16 protein-coding genes are annotated in these 19,162 nt (G+C 71.4%); 8 read left to right on the top strand and 8 right to left on the bottom strand.

All coding sequences use genetic code 11. The annotated features are described in order from the left end of the window. Positions 1–9 precede the first annotated feature (9 nt). Genes QF027_RS21490 through QF027_RS21480 form a run of 3 tightly spaced genes read left to right on the top strand, consistent with a single transcriptional unit; the run spans position 10 to position 2,911 of the window. On the top strand, positions 10–1,578 hold the full coding sequence (locus QF027_RS21490; RefSeq protein WP_307076362.1) for a 4-coumarate--CoA ligase family protein: 1,569 nt from the start codon (positions 10–12) through the stop codon (positions 1,576–1,578). Then, positions 1,575–2,309: an enoyl-CoA hydratase family protein gene (locus tag QF027_RS21485; protein WP_307076360.1), complete on the top strand. Its 735-nt coding sequence runs from the start codon at positions 1,575–1,577 to the stop codon at positions 2,307–2,309. Before QF027_RS21490 ends, QF027_RS21485 begins: the two co-directional genes overlap by 4 nt. Continuing rightward, the gene (locus tag QF027_RS21480; RefSeq protein WP_306979819.1) at positions 2,297–2,911 is read left to right on the top strand and encodes a TetR/AcrR family transcriptional regulator; all 615 of its coding nucleotides are present in this window, start codon (positions 2,297–2,299) and stop codon (positions 2,909–2,911) included. The genes QF027_RS21485 and QF027_RS21480 overlap by 13 nt, the downstream gene beginning before the upstream one ends. Here the strand turns inward: QF027_RS21480 and QF027_RS21475 are convergent. Beyond that, positions 2,908–4,020, bottom strand: coding sequence for a citrate synthase 2 (locus tag QF027_RS21475; RefSeq protein WP_306979823.1), 1,113 nt, complete (start codon positions 4,018–4,020; stop codon positions 2,908–2,910). The genes QF027_RS21480 and QF027_RS21475 overlap by 4 nt on opposite strands. Before the next feature lie 127 nt (positions 4,021–4,147). On the opposite strand from QF027_RS21475, the gene pdxH reads away from it, so the two are divergent. Continuing rightward, on the top strand, positions 4,148–4,819 hold the full coding sequence (pdxH, locus tag QF027_RS21470; RefSeq protein ID WP_307076358.1) for a pyridoxamine 5'-phosphate oxidase: 672 nt from the start codon (positions 4,148–4,150) through the stop codon (positions 4,817–4,819). Positions 4,820–4,839: 20 nt separating this feature from the next. Here the strand turns inward: pdxH and QF027_RS21465 are convergent, their stop codons facing one another. The 3 genes from QF027_RS21465 to QF027_RS21455 form a co-directional block, all read right to left on the bottom strand. Continuing rightward, positions 4,840–6,240 carry a PAS domain-containing protein gene (locus tag QF027_RS21465; protein ID WP_307076356.1) on the bottom strand — a complete coding sequence of 467 codons (1,401 nt, stop codon included), beginning with the start codon at positions 6,238–6,240 and terminating at the stop codon, positions 4,840–4,842. Positions 6,241–6,361: 121 nt separating this feature from the next. After that, positions 6,362–6,826, bottom strand: coding sequence for a GNAT family N-acetyltransferase (locus QF027_RS21460; RefSeq protein ID WP_307076353.1), 465 nt, complete (start codon positions 6,824–6,826; stop codon positions 6,362–6,364). A 655-nt stretch (positions 6,827–7,481) separates the two neighbouring features. Then, entirely contained in the window at positions 7,482–8,258 is a 777-nt protein-coding gene (locus tag QF027_RS21455) for an SIS domain-containing protein (RefSeq protein WP_307076351.1), read from the bottom strand. A 205-nt stretch (positions 8,259–8,463) separates the two neighbouring features. On the opposite strand from QF027_RS21455, the gene QF027_RS21450 reads away from it, so the two are divergent. Together QF027_RS21450 and QF027_RS21445 are read left to right on the top strand one after the other, a co-directional pair. After that, positions 8,464–9,156 (top strand): metal-dependent transcriptional regulator, encoded by a 693-nt coding sequence (locus QF027_RS21450; protein WP_057608532.1) that lies wholly within the window; start codon positions 8,464–8,466, stop codon positions 9,154–9,156. A 548-nt stretch (positions 9,157–9,704) separates the two neighbouring features. Continuing rightward, a complete protein-coding gene (locus QF027_RS21445) occupies positions 9,705–10,643 on the top strand; it encodes an alpha/beta fold hydrolase (protein ID WP_307076349.1) in 939 nt (312 codons plus the stop codon). A 364-nt stretch (positions 10,644–11,007) separates the two neighbouring features. Here the strand turns inward: QF027_RS21445 and QF027_RS21440 are convergent, their stop codons facing one another. From QF027_RS21440 to QF027_RS21430, 3 genes are all read right to left on the bottom strand, one after another. Beyond that, positions 11,008–12,597, bottom strand: a complete 1,590-nt coding sequence (locus QF027_RS21440) for a transporter (protein WP_307076347.1) — start codon at positions 12,595–12,597, stop codon at positions 11,008–11,010. Continuing rightward, entirely contained in the window at positions 12,594–13,364 is a 771-nt protein-coding gene (locus QF027_RS21435; RefSeq protein WP_306979840.1) for an ABC transporter ATP-binding protein, read from the bottom strand. Before QF027_RS21435 ends, QF027_RS21440 begins: the two co-directional genes overlap by 4 nt. Positions 13,365–13,427: 63 nt before the next feature. Next, complete coding sequence (locus tag QF027_RS21430; RefSeq protein ID WP_306979842.1) at positions 13,428–14,090, bottom strand: bifunctional DNA primase/polymerase; 663 nt, start codon at positions 14,088–14,090, stop codon at positions 13,428–13,430. A gap of 293 nt (positions 14,091–14,383) precedes the next feature. On the opposite strand from QF027_RS21430, the gene QF027_RS21425 reads away from it, so the two are divergent. Together QF027_RS21425 and QF027_RS21420 are read left to right on the top strand one after the other, a co-directional pair. Beyond that, positions 14,384–15,769 carry a transcriptional regulator gene (locus QF027_RS21425; RefSeq protein WP_306979844.1) on the top strand — a complete coding sequence of 462 codons (1,386 nt, stop codon included), beginning with the start codon at positions 14,384–14,386 and terminating at the stop codon, positions 15,767–15,769. Positions 15,770–15,939: 170 nt separating this feature from the next. Then, positions 15,940–17,700, top strand: coding sequence for a hypothetical protein (locus QF027_RS21420; protein ID WP_307076345.1), 1,761 nt, complete (start codon positions 15,940–15,942; stop codon positions 17,698–17,700). A 33-nt stretch (positions 17,701–17,733) separates the two neighbouring features. Here QF027_RS21420 and QF027_RS21415 read toward each other — a convergent pair whose 3' ends face one another. Continuing rightward, complete coding sequence (locus QF027_RS21415) at positions 17,734–19,071, bottom strand: ABC transporter substrate-binding protein (RefSeq protein WP_307076343.1); 1,338 nt, start codon at positions 19,069–19,071, stop codon at positions 17,734–17,736. Between the last annotated feature and the right edge of the window lie 91 nt (positions 19,072–19,162).

The following is a 19,162-nucleotide window of genomic DNA, read 5'->3' as shown; positions in this document are numbered from 1 at the left end:
GGAGGAACCGTGTTCCGCAGCGAGTACGCAGACGTCACGCCGGTAGAACTCCCCATCCACGAGGCGGTGTTGGCGCGAGCCGCCGAGTTCGGTGAGGCGCCCGCCCTGATCGACGGGACCGACGGCGCCACCCTCACCTACGGACAGCTAGACCGGTTCCACCGCCGGGTCGCCGCGGGCCTCGCGGAGGCGGGCGTCGCCAAGGGGGACGTGCTGGCACTGCACAGCCCCAACACGATCGCCTTCCCGGCCGCGTTCTACGCCGCCACGCGCGCGGGTGCCTCCGTCACGACCGTGCACCCGCTCTCCACGCCCGAGGAGTTCGCCAAGCAGCTCAGAGACTCCGCGGCCCGCTGGATCGTCACCGTCTCCCCACTCCTGGAAACGGCACGGCGGGCCGCCGAACTCGCGGGCGGGGTACGGGAGATCTTCGTCTGCGACAGCGCGCCCGGTCACCGTTCCCTGATCGACATGCTGTCCTCGACGGCCCCCGAGCCGGACCTCGCCATCGACCCGGTGACGGACGTCGCGGCACTGCCGTACTCCTCGGGCACCACCGGCACCCCCAAGGGCGTGATGCTCACCCACCGGCAGATCGCCACCAACCTCGCCCAGCTCGAACCGCTGATGGCGGCGGGCCCCGAGGACCGCATCCTCGCGGTCCTGCCCTTCTTCCACATCTACGGCCTCACGGCCCTCATGAACGCACCCCTGCGCCTCGGCGCCTCCGTCGTCGTCCTGCCCCGCTTCGACCTGGAGACCTTCCTCGCGGCGATCCAGAACCACCGCATCACCGGCCTGTACGTGGCCCCGCCGATCGTCCTCGCCCTCGCCAAGCACCCGCTGGTCGAGCACTACGACCTGTCGTCCCTGCGCTACATCGTCAGCGCCGCCGCCCCCCTGGACGCCCGCCTCGCCGCCGCCTGTTCGGCCCGGCTCGGCCTCCCGCCCGTCGGCCAGGCCTACGGCATGACCGAACTCTCGCCCGGCACCCACGTCGTCCCCCTGTCCGCGATGCGCGAGGCACCCCCGGGGACGGTGGGCAAGCTCATCGCCGGCACCGAGATGCGGATCGTCTCCCTCGACGACCCCGACAAGGACCTCGACGTCGGCGAGCCCGGCGAGATCCTGATCCGCGGCCCGCAGATCATGAAGGGTTACCTCGGCCGCCCCGACGACACCGCCGCGATGATCGACCCCGACGGCTGGCTGCACACCGGCGACGTCGGCCATGTCGACGCCGACGGCTGGCTGTTCGTCGTCGACCGGGTCAAGGAGCTGATCAAGTACAAGGGCTTCCAGGTGGCCCCCGCCGAACTGGAAGCCCTCCTGCTCACCCACCCCGGCATCGCCGACGCGGCCGTCATCGGCGTCTACAACGACGACGGCAACGAGGTCCCGCACGCCTTCGTCGTCCGCCAGCCGACCGCCACCGAACTCTCCGAGGGCGAGGTCATGATGTACGTCGCCGAGCGCGTCGCCCCCTACAAACGCGTCCGCCAGGTCACCTTCATCGACGCGGTGCCCCGGGCCGCCTCCGGCAAGATCCTCCGACGACAGCTCAGGGAACGCGCATGACACTGATCGGCCGCACACGCGCGCGTGGCATCGAAACCCTCACCCTCGACTCCTCGCACAACCGCAACGCCCTGTCCGCGGCGCTGGTGGGGGAACTGGCCTCCAGCCTGGCGGACTGCGCCAAGGACGACGCCGTGCGCGCGATCGTCCTCACTCACACCGGCAACACCTTCTCCGCGGGCGCCGATCTGAAGGACCCCCCGGACCCCGACGCCCTGGTCGGGCTCCTGCGGCAGATCGTGGAACTCGGCAAGCCGGTCGTCGCACGCGTCACCGGCCACGTCCGCGCGGGCGGCCTCGGCCTCCTCGCCGCCTGCGACATCGCCGCCGCGTCCACGCAGTCGACGTTCGCCTTCACCGAAGTACGGATCGGGCTCGCCCCGGCGGTCATCTCGCTGACACTGCTGCCCCGCGCCGACCCCCGCGCCCTCGCCCGTCACTACCTCACCGGCGAGCGCTTCGACGCCGCCGAGGCCGCCCGCATCGGCCTGGTGACGACGGCGGGCGACGACGTGGACGCCGTACTCGAACCGATCCTGGACGGTCTGCGCCGGGCCGCCCCCGAGGCCCTGGCCGAGACGAAACGGCTGCTCACGGCTAAGGTGCTGGAGACCTTCGACCGGGACGCGGCCGACCTGACCGCGCTCTCGGCACGGCTGTTCGCCTCATCGCACGCGCGCGAGGGCATGACGGCCTTCCTGGAACGACGGGATCCCTCATGGCTGGTGTGACCACGATCGGCGACCGCGCCGAACGCGTGCCCAAGCAGGACCGCAGCCGGGCCACCCGGCAGCGCCTCCTCGAAGCCGCCGTGGCCTGCCTCGCCGAACACGGCTGGGCCGGCTCCACGGTCACCGTCGTCGCCGAACGCGCCGGCGTCTCCCGAGGCGCCGCCCAGCACCACTTCCCCACAAGGGAGGACCTCTTCACGGCGGCGGTCGAATACGTGGCGGAGGAGCGCTCCACGGCCCTGCGCGCCCTGTTCCCGCAGGGCGCGGCACAAGACCGCCGCGCGGTGATCTCAGCCCTCGTGGACCTCTACACCGGCCCGCTGTTCCGCGCCGCCCTCCACCTCTGGGTCGCCGCCTCCAACGAGGAACAACTGCGCCCCCAGGTCACCGAACTGGAGGCGCGCGTAGGACGGGAGACCCATCGGATCGCCGTGGACCTGCTCGGCGCGGACGAGTCACGCCCAGGAGTCCGGGAAACGGTCCAGGGCCTCCTGGACATGGCAAGAGGCCTGGGCCTGGCCAACCTCCTCACCGACGACGCGGCCAGACGCGACCGTGTGGTGACGCAGTGGGCCGTACTGCTGAACGAGGCGCTGGCCTAGTCGGCGATGCCTCCGTACCCCTCGATGTCCCGGGGATCCCGCGCCGAGGGCCCCACATACCGCGCCGAAGGCCGCACCAGCCGCCCCGTCCGCTTCTGCTCGAGAATGTGCGCCGACCACCCCGCCGTACGCGCACACGTGAACATCGACGTGAACATGTGCGCCGGCACCTCCGCGAAGTCGAGCACGATGGCCGCCCAGAACTCCACGTTCGTGGCCAGCACCCGGTCCGGCCGCCGCGCATGCAACTCCGCCAGTGCCGCCTTCTCCAGCGCCTCCGCGATCTCGAACCGCGGCGCCCCCAGCTCCCGCGCGGTACGACGCAACACGCGCGCGCGGGGATCCTCGGCCCGGTACACCCGGTGCCCGAACCCCATCAGCCGCTCACCCCGGTCCAGCGCCTGCTTCACGTACGCCTCGGCGTCCCCGGTGCGCTCGATCTCCTCGATCATCCCGAGCACCCGGGAGGGCGCCCCGCCGTGCAGCGGCCCCGACATGGCACCCACGGCCCCGGAGAGCGCGGCGGCGACATCGGCCCCCGTGGAGGCGATCACCCGCGCGGTGAACGTGGACGCGTTCATCCCGTGCTCCGCGGCCGACGTCCAGTAGGCGTCCACGGCGGCCACATGCTTGGGATCCGGCTCCCCCCGCCAGCGGATCATGAACCGCTCGACGACGGACTGCGCCTTGTCGATCTCCCGCTGCGGCACCATCGGCAGCCCCTGCCCGCGCGCGGACTGGGCGACGTACGAGAGGGCCATCACGGCGGCCCGGGCCAGGTCGGCACGCGCCTGCCCGGCATCGATGTCGAGCAGCGGCCTGAGCCCCCACACCGGGGCGAGCATGGCGAGCGCCGACTGGACGTCCACGCGGATGTCCCCGGAGTGCACCGGGATCGGGAACGGCTCGGCGGGCGGCAGACCGGGGTTGAAGGCGCCGTCGACCAGCAGCCCCCACACGTTGCCGAACGAGACATGGCCGACCAGATCCTCGATGTCGACGCCCCGGTACCGCAGCGCGCCGCCCTCCTTGTCCGGTTCGGCGATCTCCGTCTCGAACGCGATGACTCCTTCGAGGCCAGGGACAAAACCGGGGTCGAAGTCGGACATCAGGCGGCTCCTCATGATGTGTACGACGGATGACGCCACGATATCCCCGAGTGCCACCCTTGGGGAGTCTCTGCGGCACTCAGTGCCACCATCGGTGGGCGAGCCATCCGTACGGCAAGATGACCGCGTGACCGACGCAGCAGACGCCGCCGCCCCGGACCCCGCCTCCATGCGCCAGCAGTACCGCGCGGAGGGTCTCGCCGAGACCGACCTGGCCGCCACCCCCGTCGAACAGTTCGCGCGCTGGTTCAAGCAGGCGGCCACCGAGGCGCACCTCTTCGAGCCGAACGCCATGGTCGTCTCCACCGCCGACGCCGAGGGCCGCCCCAGCTCCCGCACCGTGCTCCTCAAGCAGTTCGACGAACGGGGCTTCGTCTTCTACACGAACTACGACTCCCGCAAGGCGAGGGACCTCGCACAGAACCCGTACGTCTGCCTGCTCTTCCCCTGGCACCCCATGGGCCGCCAGGTCATCGTCACCGGCCTCGCCCGCCGCACCGGCCGCGACGAGACCGCCGCCTACTTCCGCACCCGCCCCCACGGCTCCCAGCTCGGTGCCTGGGCCAGCGCCCAGTCCTCGGTGATCGACACGCGCGAGCAGGTCGACACCGCCTACGCCGAACTGGCCGCCCGCTACCCCGAGGGCGAACAGGTCCCGGTCCCCCCGAACTGGGGCGGCTTCCGAGTGGCGCCGGACAGGATCGAGTTCTGGCAGGGCCGCGAGAACCGCCTGCACGACCGGCTGCGCTACGTGGCGCAGGCGGACGGAAGCTGGCGGGTGGAGCGGCTGAGCCCCTGAAAAAGCGGCTCAACGCAGCCCTACGCCCGACCCACCACGCCGCCCAGATCCAGCGCCGCAGCGATCCGTACCGCCACGTCCTCCGCGTACACCGCGTCGCCCCGCTCGAACTGTCCCCTCCCGGACCCCCGCAGGAACGTCACGACGCCCAGCGTCCGCCCCCGGCTCCGCAGCACCGCGCACAACGCGTGCACCACATCCGGAGGCCACTGCCGGGTCAGGGCCCACTCACGGGCCTGTTCACCCGACACCGACCCCACACTCGCGCGCACCGAACCGATCCGGTCCACGCACTGCAACGCCGGATGCCCCTCCCCGTACCGCACGGGCAACCCGGCCTTGCCCGACGCCTGCAGACTCGGCCCGGGTGCCCCGGAGGGCGTCGCGGCGACCCGTACGAGACGGACCGGGCCCGTCTCCTCGCCGTCGGCCACCGCGTCCCCGGCCACCCGGTCGATCAGCGCGTGGTCGGCGAACCCGGCAAGGGCGAAGTCCAGATGCACGACGGCAGCCTCGACCGGATCCTCGCACTCCGCGGCCGCCCGGGCCGCCCGGTGCAGCTGATTCGTCCGGAACCGCAACAGCGAGGCCTCCTGCTCGCTCTGCTTGGCCTCGGTGACGTCCTGGAACAGCCAGCCGACACCCAACGGCACCGGCTCCTCCGCGAGCGGCGAGGCCAGCCGTACGAACCCGCAGCGCCAGCAGCGCCGCTTCTCGCCGTCCGGTGTCCGCACCCCCACCCAGATCTCGGCCGGCGCCGGTGGCGCGCCCTCGGCCAGCACATGGGCGAGGGCGCTCTCCAGCTCCTCCACGCCCTGCGCGAGGAGCTCTCCGAGGGGCCGCCCCAGCACGGACGTACGCCCGATGCCCAGCGACCGGGCCGCGTGCGCGTTGACCACGGCGGGCCGCAGATCGGCGTCGACGAGCACGACACCCCACGAGGCGTCCTCGAACAGCGCCTCACTCAGCGCGATCGACCGCTCCAGGTCGATCTGCGTGTGCACCTCGCTGAAGGCGCAGTACACCCCGGCCGGCCTCCCGTCGGGCCCGCGTACGGCCGCGGACTGGGTGCGTACGAGCACCCGGCCGCCGTCCTTGGTCAGCAGCGCGAACTCGTGCACCTGCCGCCCGGGCGCCTGCATGGCGGACATCAGCCGCCCCTCGACCTCCTCGGCGTCCGCCCGCCGTACCGCCCACCCGGCGAACCCGTGCCGCCCCACGGCCTCGGCCGCGGTCCAGCCCAGGATCCGCTCGGCCTCACGATTCCAATGGGTGACCACACCGTCCGCGTCGAAGGCACACAGTGCCGCGTCCATGCCGTCCAGCAACGCGGCGAGCAGATCGGAACCGCCCGAGCCCTCCGGCCCGGGCCCGTCCGGCCCCAGCTCGTCGGTGGTCCCACTACGCCGGGAAGCACTCACCTGGACCCCCTGCCGACTGCTTCACTCACTAACAATCATTCAACTCGAACGTGACGCAGCACACACCAGGTTCCCGCAAGATTGAAGGAATCGTTGTACGCCGGAAACGCTCCGAATCCCCTTAAACCGCTCTCCGGTCCGGCTCCAGCCGCAGGTCGATCCACTCGTCGCTCTCGCCGTCCAGCACATACCGGTCGACCTCGACGAACCCGCGCGCCAGCGCGAACCGCACTCCGTCCCCATTGACGGCCAGCACACATGTCTCGATCACCCGGGCGCCGAGCACGCGCGCATGATCAAGACCCTTCTCGTACAGTGCCGTCCCGAAACCCCGCCCCCGGTAATCGGGCAGCACGCGCGCGATGACGGTCGCCACGGCGCCCTCCCCCTCCGGCGGCCGAACCGTCGAACACCCCACGAGCGTGTCCCCGAGATAGGCGTTCTCCAGCCGGTACCGCCGACTGCGCTCCCGTACGTCGTCGAGCCCCATGGCGGCGGGCGGAACGATCACGTTGTGCACGAATCGCCACTCCTCGGCCATCTCGTCCCCTACGACGGATTCGATCCGCAGGTCAGTCACGGTCACCACTCCCCCTCCGGGCGTACACCTCTGTCTCGATCTTCATCCTGGGTCGGCAAGGCCGCCGGACATGAGCGTCATCGCGGCCGAGCGGACCTCGGGTTCGAAGTCGTCCCGGACACGTGCCCCCGGTCCCCGTCGACCACGGGACCGCTCATGATCGCTCGTCGCGATCGGGTATGCCACCGGGGATCTCGTAAGAGCCAAGGTTCCGACTGTAACTGGGCCGGCACATGGACCGGCCGCATCTCTGTCCGAGCCAACGGACAGCACAGCCTCACCACATCAGCGGGCCGATTCAACGTTCGTCATCGGAATCTGCGGCTCATGCAGCGGGGCGACGGATACGGCTACAGCAGCCGACCGGAGCCCGCAGAGGCAACTTTGCGGAAAACCTGTTGATCGGGTGGCTCGCCCTTTCTTAGGGTGTGGAGCACCGAAGAAGGGAGGTGGTTCGGAGCATGTATGCATACCGGACGTCGGAGGTGGCTGCGGGCTAGCGCCCGTCACCCACTGAGTGCGGTGCCGGACCAGCGTGTACGAGATGCACGCAGCCGGCCAATCCAACGCAGTCACCCGACCCGCGAGCTCGCCGGTACGTCCGGCCGGCTCCCTCGCCGCAAGGCAGAGGGACCTGAGCTCGCGGGTCGTCTGCGTTCTGTCACTGCCGGTAGAAGATCCGGTCCCCGTACTCCTCGAACACGCGCTCATTCCACTCCAGCCCGCCGTCCACGTTCCCCGACCGCAGCAGCGGCGGCTCGATCCCCCGCTCCGCCAGCGCTCCCGCCGCCGTAGCCATCACCGCCTGGAGCAGTGCCGAGGTCACGACCGTGGAGGCGGGGGCGAAGGGGGCCGGGATGGTGTCGAGGGAGAGTTCCGCGTCGCCGACGGCGATCTTGGAGTCGAGGACGACGTCGCAGTGGTCCTTGAGGAAGGTGCCGGAGCTGTGGCGGGGCTTCGTCTGCGTCGTGTAGGCGACCGACGTGACGCCGATGACCTTCACGCCCAGCGAGCGCGCGGTCAGGGCCATTTCCACGGGGAGGGCGTTGCGGCCGGAGAGGGAGATGATCACGAGGGCGTCGCCCGCGCGGAGGGGCGAGCAGTTCAGGACCGCGCTCGCGAGGCCGTCGACGCGTTCCAGGGCGGAGCCGAGGGTGGCCGGCATGACGTCGACGCCCACGGCGCCCGGCACGGTCAGCAGGTTCATGAGGGCGAGTCCGCCGGCCCGGTAGACGAGGTCCTGTGCGGCGAGCGAGGAGTGTCCGGCGCCGAAGGCGAAGAGGCGGCCACCGGCGGCGACGGTGTCGGCGAGGAGTTCACCGGCCGTCGCGACGGACTCGGCCTCCTCGTCCCGGACCCGTTGCAGCAGCTCGATCGCGGCGTCGAAGAACTGCCCGGACAGCTTGCCGTCACCGCTCGCGGAGCCCGTCTCGCCCATGCGTCGTCCAACCCTTCGTCGCCGTGTCGCGGATCACCGTGCGGTCTGGACCAGTGGGATGTCAATACGGCCGCGCGCCTGGTCGTAACCGCTTGGTTTCAACGGCGCGGCACGCTTGTCAGTGGTATCCGGCAGAATTGATGCCAGGGCCAGCGCACGCGCCGGGAAGCTGTCGTGCTTCCGGCAATCTCATCAAGGGGCACGTATGTCCGGACTGATCGACACCACGGAGATGTATCTCCGCACCATCCTCGAGCTGGAGGAGGAAGGTGTGGTCCCCATGCGCGCCCGGATCGCCGAGCGGCTCGACCAGAGCGGGCCGACGGTCAGCCAGACCGTGGCGCGGATGGAGCGCGACGGGCTGGTGTCGGTCGCCAGTGACCGGCATCTGGAGCTGACGGACGAGGGCCGGCGGCTGGCCACGCGCGTGATGCGCAAGCACCGGCTGGCGGAGTGCCTGTTGGTCGATGTGATCGGCCTGGAGTGGGAGCAGGTCCACGCGGAGGCGTGTCGCTGGGAGCACGTGATGAGCGAGGCGGTGGAGCGCCGGGTGCTGGAGCTGCTGCGTCACCCCACCGAGTCGCCGTACGGCAACCCGATCCCTGGTCTGGAGGAGCTGGGCGAGAAGGACGGTGCCGATCCGTTCCTGGACGAGGGCATGGTGTCGCTGGCCGAGCTGGATCCGGGTCTCGACGGCAAGACGGTCGTCGTGCGCCGTATCGGTGAGCCGATCCAGACGGACGCGCAGCTGATGTACACGCTGCGTCGGGCGGGTGTGCAGCCCGGTTCGGTGGTGAGCGTGACGGAGTCGGCGGGCGGGGTGCTGGTGGGCAGCGGCGGTGAGGCCGCCGAGCTGGAGTCGGATGTTGCCTCGCACGTGTTCGTGGCCAAGCGCTGACGGCCGCCGGGTAGCTCAATTGCTGGGAGCTGTGGGGCAGTTGTGGCTTTCCTGAGCCTCTTGCCGGGGGTCGTCGAATCCAAGATTCACACTGCGGAATCGCAGCGCTTCGACGCTTCCCGTGCGAGGCTGTCGCGTGGGGCATATGACCTGAGGGGGCGGGCGGATGTGCCGTAGGCGTATGGATGGCCCCGGCACCTTTCGGCGCCGGGGCCGGTCCTCCCCTGTGCTGACCCGGAGCCCCGAGCTCTCAGGGTCATTCCCCTCGGACCGATTTCCCCGAGCGGTCCGCCTCCCGTTGAAGATCTCCCCTCGGTGGCGGCGATCATTCCTTGAGGGAGGTCACTCGAACGAGGGGTGTTGCCGTCCCGCGGACCTGTCTTCGAATGCGGATTCGATAATCTGCGAGTGACGGGACGCACGGGGCGTGCGCTGCAGGGATGTACGGCACAACAGCAACGACAGTCAGGACAGGCACGGCAGTCAGGACAGGGTTCACAGGGTGGCCCGAGCGGGGCGGGCGTCCGGGCGGAGCTAGGGGGGTGCCAATGGCGCGGCGCATCGACGTGACCGGGGCGGGCGGCGTACGTCTTGCGGCCTGGGAGTTCGGGGACCCTCCCAAGACCGACCTGACCGACCTGACCGACCCGACGGATCCGGCGAGGGAGCTCCCGCAGGCCCCGGAGGAACGACCACCCGGGGTGCTGTTACTCCACGGCCTGATGGGCCGAGCCTCGCACTGGGCGTCCACCGCCCGCTGGCTCTCCGAGCGCTACCGCGCCGTCGCGCTCGACCAGCGCGGTCACGGCCAGAGCGACAAGCCCCCTCGGGCCGCTTTCACCCGTGACGCGTACGTCGAGGATGCCGAGGCCGCCCTCGAACAGCTCGGTCTCGCTCCGACCGTCCTGATCGGCCATGCCATGGGCGCCCTCACCGCCTGGCAGCTGGCCGCGCGGCGGCCCGACCTGGTCCGCGGGGTGATCATCTGCGACATGCGGGCCTCCGCGCTCGGCGCCGCCTCGCAGCGGGAGTGGGGTGAGTGGTTCAAGGCCTGGCCCGTCCCCTTCGCCACGCTCGCCGACGTACGCAAGTGGTTCGGCGAGGACGATCCCTGGGTGGAGCGGCCCAACCCGGCGCGCGGCGAGTTCTACGCCGAGGTGATGGCCGAGTCCCCCGACGGCTGGCGCCCCGTCTTCGATCCCGAGCAGATGCTGTCCTCCCGCGAGACCTGGGTCTACGACGCCCACTGGGAGGAACTGACCCAGGTCAGGTGCCCGGCTCTGGTCGTCCGCGGCCTCGACGGCGAACTGGGCCGCGCCGAGGCCCAGGAGATGGTCCGCGTTCTGCCCCGCGGCGAGTACGCCGAGGTCGCCGACGCCGGCCACCTCGTCCACTACGACCAGCCGGAGGCATGGCGGGCCGCCATAGAGCCCTTCCTGGACGGCCTGGACGGCCTGGACGCCCCGGACGACAGGGACAACGACTGACGGCCCGCGGTCATCGCCATCCCCTCCCGTGGCGGGCGTGCCCGCCGCCGCGGCTTCCTGCCTTCCGCGGCGGGCATGTCCGCTGCCACGGCTTCCCGCGGCCGGCGCGTGTTCTGCCATGGCTTCCCGCGGTCGGCGCGTGTTCTGCCACGGCTTCCCGCGGTCGGCGTGTCTGCCGTTACGGCTTCCCGCGGCCGGGGCGTGCCCCGTCACGGCTTTCCGCGGGAGGCGTGTCCACCGGCCGCGGCCTCCCGCATCCCGCAGCCGACGTATCCGCCGCCAAGGCCTCCCCCGGCCGTCACCGCGGGCCCCGGGACCGGACAGTGGGACCGCACCGCGCGGCCTGCCAGCCCGCGTCCGCACGTCAGCCCTTGCTGACCGCCACCAGGATCTCCGGCAGGTGGCGTGCCGTTCGCGGGGCCGCCAGCCGTAGTCCCGCCAGCGTGATCACGGTGCCGTACACCGCGCCGATCGGCAGCAGCACCCAGCTCCACTCGTCGCCGTCCGCGCTGAGGTTGGCCCAGATCGTCAGGGCGATCACGGGAGCGCACAGCAGGGCGGCCGAGACCATCCCTCCGACGACGGCGGCGGCGGCGAGGCCGGACTGTCCCGGGGCCACGTTCTTGTAGCCCTCCTGCGGAATCGAGTACGGAAAGCGCGCTGACGTCCACGCCCCGGTCGCCAGCATCGCCCCGAGCAGCGCGAAGGACACGCCGAGCACCTCGGGCAGCTTCGGCCAGTCGTCGATCAGCGCGGTCGTCAGAACCGTGACGAGCGTGGCGTACGGCAATGTGATCACCAGCAACGCCAGCGCCCGTCCCCGCAGTTCGACGTAGGCGTCCCGCGTCGAGGAGATGGTCATCGCGACCATCCAGAACGCGGAGGTGTCCTGTCCGAACTGGTTGTACATCTGCACGCCGAGCATTCCCGCGGCGAAGCACGCGAAATAGATGGACCCCGTGCCCTGCACCGCGTTGAACACCGGCACGATCAGTCCGATGGCCAGCGAAGTCACCCACGCGGCCTTGGTCTTGGGGTCGCGCCACACATAGCGCAGGCTGCGTTCCATGACGGTGCCGGTGCGGCCGGCCGGCAGCAGCCGGGCGAGCCCCGCCGAGTTCCGCTCACGGGCGGCCCCCTGGGAGGAGGGGAGGGTGGAGCCGTCGGGGGAGGTCATCAACCGGGTCAGATGGCGGGACCACAGGGCGAGCAGCCCGATCAAGGCTGCTGCGGACAGGGACAGTTGGAGGACCGCGATCCCGTACGACCCCTCGCTCGCCGAGTCGGCCGCCCCGATCGCCGAGGCGGGCGGGATCCACTTCAGCACCTCGGCAGGCCCGTCCAGCTGCCCCAGTCCGCCCGAACCGAGCCGTTGCGCGCCGAAGTTCACGACCTGCGCGCCGACCGCGATGACCAGTCCGCTCAGCACCGCCAGATCGCGGCCCTTGCGGCTGGTCAGCAGCCGGATGTTGGCCACGGCGACGGCCCGCGCGAGGGCCACGCAGACCAGCAGCGCGAGCGCGACACCGATCACGGAGACGACGTACGCCGGCGCGCCGTGCGCGACCGAGACGACGGCCCCGACGAGTACGCAGAGCGTGAACACCGGTCCGATGCCGACCAGCGAGGCCGCCAACAGCGCCCGTACGAGGGGCCGGGGCCGCAGCGGCAGCATCACCAGGCGGGTGGGGTCGAGGGTCTCGTCGCCGCCGGGGAAGAACAGCGGCATCACGGCCCAGCCGACCGCCAGCACGGCGACCAGCGGGACGACGACGGAGGCGGCGTGCTCGTCGCCGCGCAGGGCGATGAGGCCGAGCAGCTGAAGGACGGAGAAGAGGAGTACGGCGACGGCCGAGGCGATGTATGCGGCCCGCCGTCCGCCGGACTGCCGCAGGCCGTTCCTGAGCAGCGACAGCTTCAGCCGTACGACGACCGGGGTGATGTCTCCGGTCATCGGGCCCCGCCGCCCAGCCAGTCGAGGTTCGCGCCGGTGTCCTGCGCCTGCGCGCCGACCAGTTCGAGGAACGCCCGTTGCAGTGAGGGCGCGCCACCGCGCACCTCGTCGAGCGGCCCGTGGGCGCGGATGCGGCCGGCGGCCATGACGGCCACCCAGTCGCACAGGGACTCCACGAGCTCCATCACATGGGAGGAGAAGACGACGGTGGCGCCGGAGGCCGTGTACCGCTCCAGCACGCCCCGGATGGTCTGTGCGGAGACGGGGTCGACGCCCTCGAACGGCTCGTCGAGAAACAGCACTTCGGGGTTGTGGAGCAGGGCCGCCGCGAGCCCGATCTTCTTCCGCATCCCGGTGGAATAGTCGACGACCAGTTTGTGCTGGGCCCCGGCCAGATCGAGGACGTCGAGCAGCTGAGCGGCCCGCCGGTCGACCTCGGCCCCGGGCAGCCCCCGCAACCGGCCCGAATAGGCGAGCAGTTCACGACCCGACAGCCGCTCGAACAGCCGCAGCCCCTCGGGCAGGACGCCGATCCGCGCCTTGACGTTCACCGGGTCCCGCCACACGTCCTGCCCGACGATCTCGACAGACCCCTGATCGGGGCGGAGCAGTCCGGTGACCATGGAGAGAGTGGTGGTCTTCCCGGCGCCGTTGGGCCCGACAAGCCCGATGAACTTCCCAGCCGGCAGTTCGAGATCAATCCCGGCGACAGCGACCTGCTGCCCGAACCGCTTCCAGAGCCCACGCACACTCACAGCCGACGTCATGAACGCCAACCTTAGGGGCGCGGGGGCCGTGCCTTTTCCTGCGGCTCCGCCGCGTGGCTCACGTCACCTGTCCCGACCGCACGCATAGGCAAGCGGGGAGATCAACTCCTCGGCATCCGGAAGCCAACGGTTCGCGGGCGTCGGACGGCAGGCCCACTGAACGGCACCGGACGACCCGTACCGAGTAGGGGGACCGGCGACATACGACCCTTCCCCCAGCGCGATCAGATCAAGCGACGAGGGAGTCCAGCCAAGATGCCGGACCAACTCCGGCATCTTCACCGACGCCCCCGGCAGCACGAAGAAGTGCATCCGGCGATCGGGCGTCACCGTCACGGGCCCCAGAGTCGCCTCCATGCGCTCCAAGCGGGCCAGCGCCAGAAACCCCGCCGTCTCCGGAACGGAGATCGCGTCGAACGTCCGGCCGGTCGGCAAGAGAATCGAAGCCGCAGGCTGCTTCTGCCACATCCGGCGCGCGACCGTCGCACTGCCCGTGGCCTGCGTCGCCCAGTCCTCCCGAGTGGGATGCGCCCCGGGCACGGCGCACGCGGCGTCACCGCAGGAGCACCGCTGCACCCCGTCGACGGCTTCCAGCCAGGTGCCGGGGACGACGTCCCAGTGGCGGTCCTCGGCGTATCGAACGGCTGTATCCAGCAGCGATACCCCGCGCTGCTTCGGAATCTGAGCGGCTTCGGTGCCCGCGATCGTCTCTTCCACGCTCAGCACAACTCCCGCGCCCACCTCGGGTTACGGCCAGGCCAGGACCTGCGCGCGGGGGCAGCGCATCGATTCCGCATTTGGGGCGCATGGATGCATGCGCGGGGGCGCAGAGGAGGAACCTCGGCGTGAGCTGGGTAACCACGTGTGGGGGTAGGTACGAGTCTTTACCCCGGCAATCCTCGCATGCTTCGCATTTTCGACATCTCGGCGGGGCATTGATCTTCACGGCCGGAACTTTTCGGTGGAAGACACGTCAACTCGGTGCGTGGGCAGGCACCGCAGCCACAGGGGGTACGCCAATGGCCGCAAGGCCTCTCGTCGCGCGGCAGCCGAACGAACGGCTGCAGGCGCTCATCCAGGAGGCGGGGTGCTCGAACGCCGGGCTGGCCCGCCGGGTCAACATGTGCGGCGCCGAGCACGGCCTCGACCTGCGCTACGACAAGACGTCCGTGGCCCGCTGGCTGCGCGGACAGCAGCCGCGGGGCAGGGCGCCCGCGATCATCGCGGAGGCTCTCGGGCGCAAACTCGGCCGTACGGTCACGATCGACGAGATCGGCATGGCCAACGGCAAGAACCTCGCCTCCGGTGTCGGGCTCCAGTTCTCGCCGACGGTACTGGGCGCCATCGAGCAGGTGTGTGAGCTGTGGCGCAGTGACGTGGGCCGCCGGGACTTCCTGTCCGGCTCCTCGGTGGCCGCGTCCGCGCTGGTCGAGCCGAGCCGCGACTGGCTGATCTCCTCGCCCGACTCGCAGGTGGCGCGCCAGGCGGGCCCGCGCGTGGGGCAGTCCGACGTGGCGGCCGTGCGCGCGATGACCCAGGCGCTCGTCGACCTCGATCACCAGTACGGCAGCGGGCATGTGCGCCCGGTCGTGGTGCACTACCTCAACAGCGTGGTCTCCGGGCTGCTCGCGGGGTCGTACCGGGAAGCGATCGGGCGTGACCTGTTCGCCGCCGTCGCCCGGTTGACGGAGCTCGCGGGGTACATGGCGATCGACACCGGGCAACCGGGCCTGGCGCAGCGGTACTACATCCAGGCGCTGCGGCTCGCGCAGGCGGCGGGCGACCGCGGATACGGCGGTTATGTGCTCGCCGCGTCCATGAGCCACCTCGCCGCGCAGCTCGGGAACCCGCGCGAGATCGCCCAGTTGGCGCGGGCGGCACAGGAGGGGGCGCGGGGTCGGGTGACACCGCGCGCGGAGGCGATGTTCTACGCGGCGGAGGCCCGCGGGCACGCACTCATGGGCGATGTGCGGGCCACCCAGGCGGCCTCCGGGCGGGCCGTGCACGCGCTGGAGGCGGCGGATCCCTCCTCCGGCGACGACCCCGCCTGGATCGCGCACTTCGACGAGGCCTATCTGGCCGACGAGTTGGCCCACTGCCACCGCGACCTCGGCCAGGCCGAAGCGGCGGCGCGGTGCGCGCAGGAGTCCCTGGACGGGCTCCCCGAGAACAAGGCGCGCCGGCGGGCCATCGGTCTGGTCCTGCTCGCCTCCGCGCAGGTGCAGCAGCGCGAGATCGAGCAGGCCTGCAACACCGGCCTGAAAGCGGTGGAGTTGCTGGAGACCGTCCGTTCCAACCGGGGCGCGGAGTACCTCGACGACTTCCAGCAGCGCCTCGAGCCGTTCCGGGACGAGCCCGTCGTAAGGGAGTTCGGGGCCCGGCTGGACCTTCAGGCGGCCGCGTAGAGGAGGACATATACAGCGGATACGAGCCCGGAACCGTCACGTGATCTCCCGGGATTTGTTACTGCGGTCACAGGGACGCAGGTCACGTCCTGTGCTACGTGGCACCGGGCTCGGAGGACCCGGTAGCGTGAGCCGACGATTCCGAAGTTCCCCCATAAGTAGGAGTCCCGGTGACGCAGAGTGGACAGGGCGAGCAGCCCTCGGCGCGCGAAGCGCGCGAAGGCATCGTGCTGCCCTCCGACGGCGGGGAACCCCTGCTGCCGGGACAGACGGGTGGGCACGGCGGTCCGCAGCCCGGATACGGGCCCCCGCAGCAGGGCGGTTATGGCGGCCCTCCGCAGCCGGGCCCGCCCGGCCCGGCGCCCGACGCGGCGTACGGCCAGCCGCCCGGCGGTCAGGCGTGGGGCACCCCGTGGGGCCCCGGCCGGCAGCAGGGCCAGGATCAGCCCGGCCAGGACCAGCCGCAGGCCCAGGACTGGTCGCAGCCGCCCGCCCAGACCTGGGGCACGCCCCAGCGGCCCGACGGCATACCGCCCCTGTCCCAGCCCGCGCCGGGTTACGACACTGACGAGCCGACCTCGTACTACCTGCCGCCCGTCGGCCAACCTGCCCCCCAGTCCCAGCCACTGCCCCCGCAGCAGGGCCAGGTCGCGCCCTACGGGGCTCCCGGGACCGGTGCTCCGCAGCAGCCCGCGCCGGGCTATGACTCCAACGAGCCGACCTCCTACTACCTCCCGCCCGTGGGTCAGCCCCTGCCGTCGGCCTCCGGCACACCCGCCTCCGCGCCCCTGCCGCCCGCCGACGAGGGCGCCACGCAGTTCATACCGCCGGTCACGGCCACCCCCGCCGCGCACGAGGGAGCCACCCAGTACCTGCCGCCCGTCCGCCCCGGCGCGCTCCCGCCCGAGGTGTCCGCCGAGGCGGCGCACTACCCGAGGCCACACCCGCAGGCCCCGTACGGCGCGCAGCCCCCGCAGAACGCGGCCCCCGGACCCGGTGCGCCGAGCGGTCCCGACGCCGAGGCCACGCAGTTCATCGCGCCCGTGCCCGGGCAGGCCCCCGGCGCGCCCTACGGCGGGGAACGGCAGCCGCCCTCCGAGTTCGACAACCTCTTCCGCGGTGGGCCGGGCGGTGACGGCGGGGCCGCGTCCACGCAGCAGATGCCACGGTTCGCCCAGCCCGAGACCGTACCGCCCGCGTACGGGGCCCAGCAGCCGTCGTACGGGGCCCAGCAGCCGTCGTACGGCGCCCAGCCGCCGTACGGCCCGCCGGGCGGTGACGTCTACGACGACGGCGACCGAGGGGGCCGCGGGCGGTCGCGGGCGGTCGTCATCGCGGCCGTGGGCATCGGAATCGTCGTGCTCGGCATCGGTGCGGGCGCGCTGCTCGCCGGGGGCGGCGACGGCGGCGACAAGAACCAGACCGTGTCGGCGACGGCCCCCGCGACCGACGGCTCCGCCTCGCCGTCCGCCGATCCCGCGAAGGCCCAGGCCGCCGAGCTGGACAAGCTGCTCGCCGACAGTGGCAACAGCCGTTCCTCGGTGATCAGCGCGGTGGCGAACGTGAAGTCCTGCAAGAACCTCGGCCAGGCGGCCAAGGACCTGCGGGACGCGGCGGCCCAGCGCACCGGACTGGTGACCCGGCTCAAGGCGCTCCCCGTCGACCGGTTGCCGAGCCACGCCGAGCTGACCGACGCCCTCACCAAGGCCTGGCAGGCGTCCGCGTCCGCCGACAACCACTACGCGGCCTGGGCCGACCAGGCCGCCGGCAAGAAGGGCTGCAAGAAGGGCCAGGCCCGCATCACGGGCCAGACCCAGGCCGGCAACCGGGACAGCGGCACCGCCAGCACCGAGAAGGCCGAGGCGGCCCGGCTGTGGAACGCGATCGCCAGGAAGTACAGCCTGACCGAGCGCACGGCGACCCAGCTCTGAGCGGTCCGCGGGGGGCGTCGCGCCCCCCGCGGGTCAGTTGACGTCCGCGTTCTGGAGCGTCCTCGTCACGTCGGTGAATCCCTTGCGCGCCGCCACGAGCTGGCCCTGACGCACCACCTGGAGCGTCACATGGGCGTTGACCATGCGCGGGAAGCCGACCGAGGCGAGGTCGTCGGCGGAGCTCCAGGTGTCCCGAGTGGTCCACCGCAGGGTCGGCGTCAGACCACCCGTCGGGGTCTTGAGGCCGTCGTTGAGGGTGGCGCGGACGCTGCCGGCGGACACCTCGCCGCTGGCGAGCGACTCGACGGCCTTCGTGAACACCGTGTAGGCGATCCAGGTGGTCTGCACCCCCGCGTCCGCCGAGTCGATGCGGTTGTCGCCGAAGGCCTCCTCGCTGATGACCTTCTTCATCGCGGCCCAGCGGGCATCGCTCTCCACGGGGTACCAGCCGGTGATGTACGACCCCTCGTAGGGTCCCGAGGCCCCGCCGGACGCGTCGATCACCGTCTGGTCGACGCTGCCCATCGCCATGGCCGTGCGTACCTGCGGGTACTCCTCGCGGGCGCGCCGGAAGGAGTCCATGAAGGTGCTGGTGCGGTCGCCGAGCGCGGGCACCACACATCCCTGCTTCGAGCCGGAAGCCGGGGCGCCGGACGTCGAGCCGTCGAGGGCCTTCGTGGACTGCGCCGAGTACTCGGTGGCGTCGTCCGCCGCCCGCACGTCGTCCGCGGCCCGGTGTCGGCCGGTGGTCAGTCCGGAGTCCAGCAGTACGGGCAGCTCGTCGCCCGCGATGGTGTCGGGCCGTACGAGGGTGACGTTGCCGCAGGTCGTGGCGAGCGCCTTGCCGAGGCCTGCCAGCAGGGTGGGCTGGCCGCCGTTGACGGGGTAGGACAGCGGGCTGGTGAACTCGGCGTTGGTGACGCCGTAGCCGCCTATGTAGGGGATGCCGGCGGCCTCGAGGGGCGGGAAGAAGGAGTCGGCGTACTGGCTGTAGGAGCCGACGACCGCGACGACGTTCTCCTTGACCGCGCGCCGGGCGCATTTCGCCGCGGACACTCCGTCGTTGTGGTCGTTGCAGGTCAGAACAGTGAGCTTACGGCCGTTGATGCCGCCCTTGGAGTTGATCCAGTGGGCGTACGCCTGGGCGAAGGCGGGCATGCCGGGCTTGTTGGTCGCCTTGGTGTCCGACGGGGCCCAGGTCATGACCTTGATCGGGCCGTCCTCGGAACCCCCCGCGGTACCGGGGACGACCCCGCAACCGGCGGCGAGGGAAGCACACGCCAGGAGTGCCCCCGCCGCGAGGGCGGTGGCTCTGACGGGCCGGTGGTGCCGGGGGAGGAAGGGGCTGCGGATGCGTCGCCTGCCGGTCATGGACCCACACGCTTCCGTCACATCGCCAACTCGGAAGTGACCCTCGGTAGATGAAGGGTGACGTAAAGGTGAACACCGGGGGCCTGTGAGG

Source organism: Streptomyces canus, from assembly GCF_030816965.1.
GTDB classification, from domain to species: Bacteria; Actinomycetota; Actinomycetes; order Streptomycetales; family Streptomycetaceae; genus Streptomyces; species Streptomyces canus_E.
The sequence above is the reverse complement of the archived record's forward strand: the minus strand, read 5'-3'. Positions and strand labels throughout refer to the sequence as shown.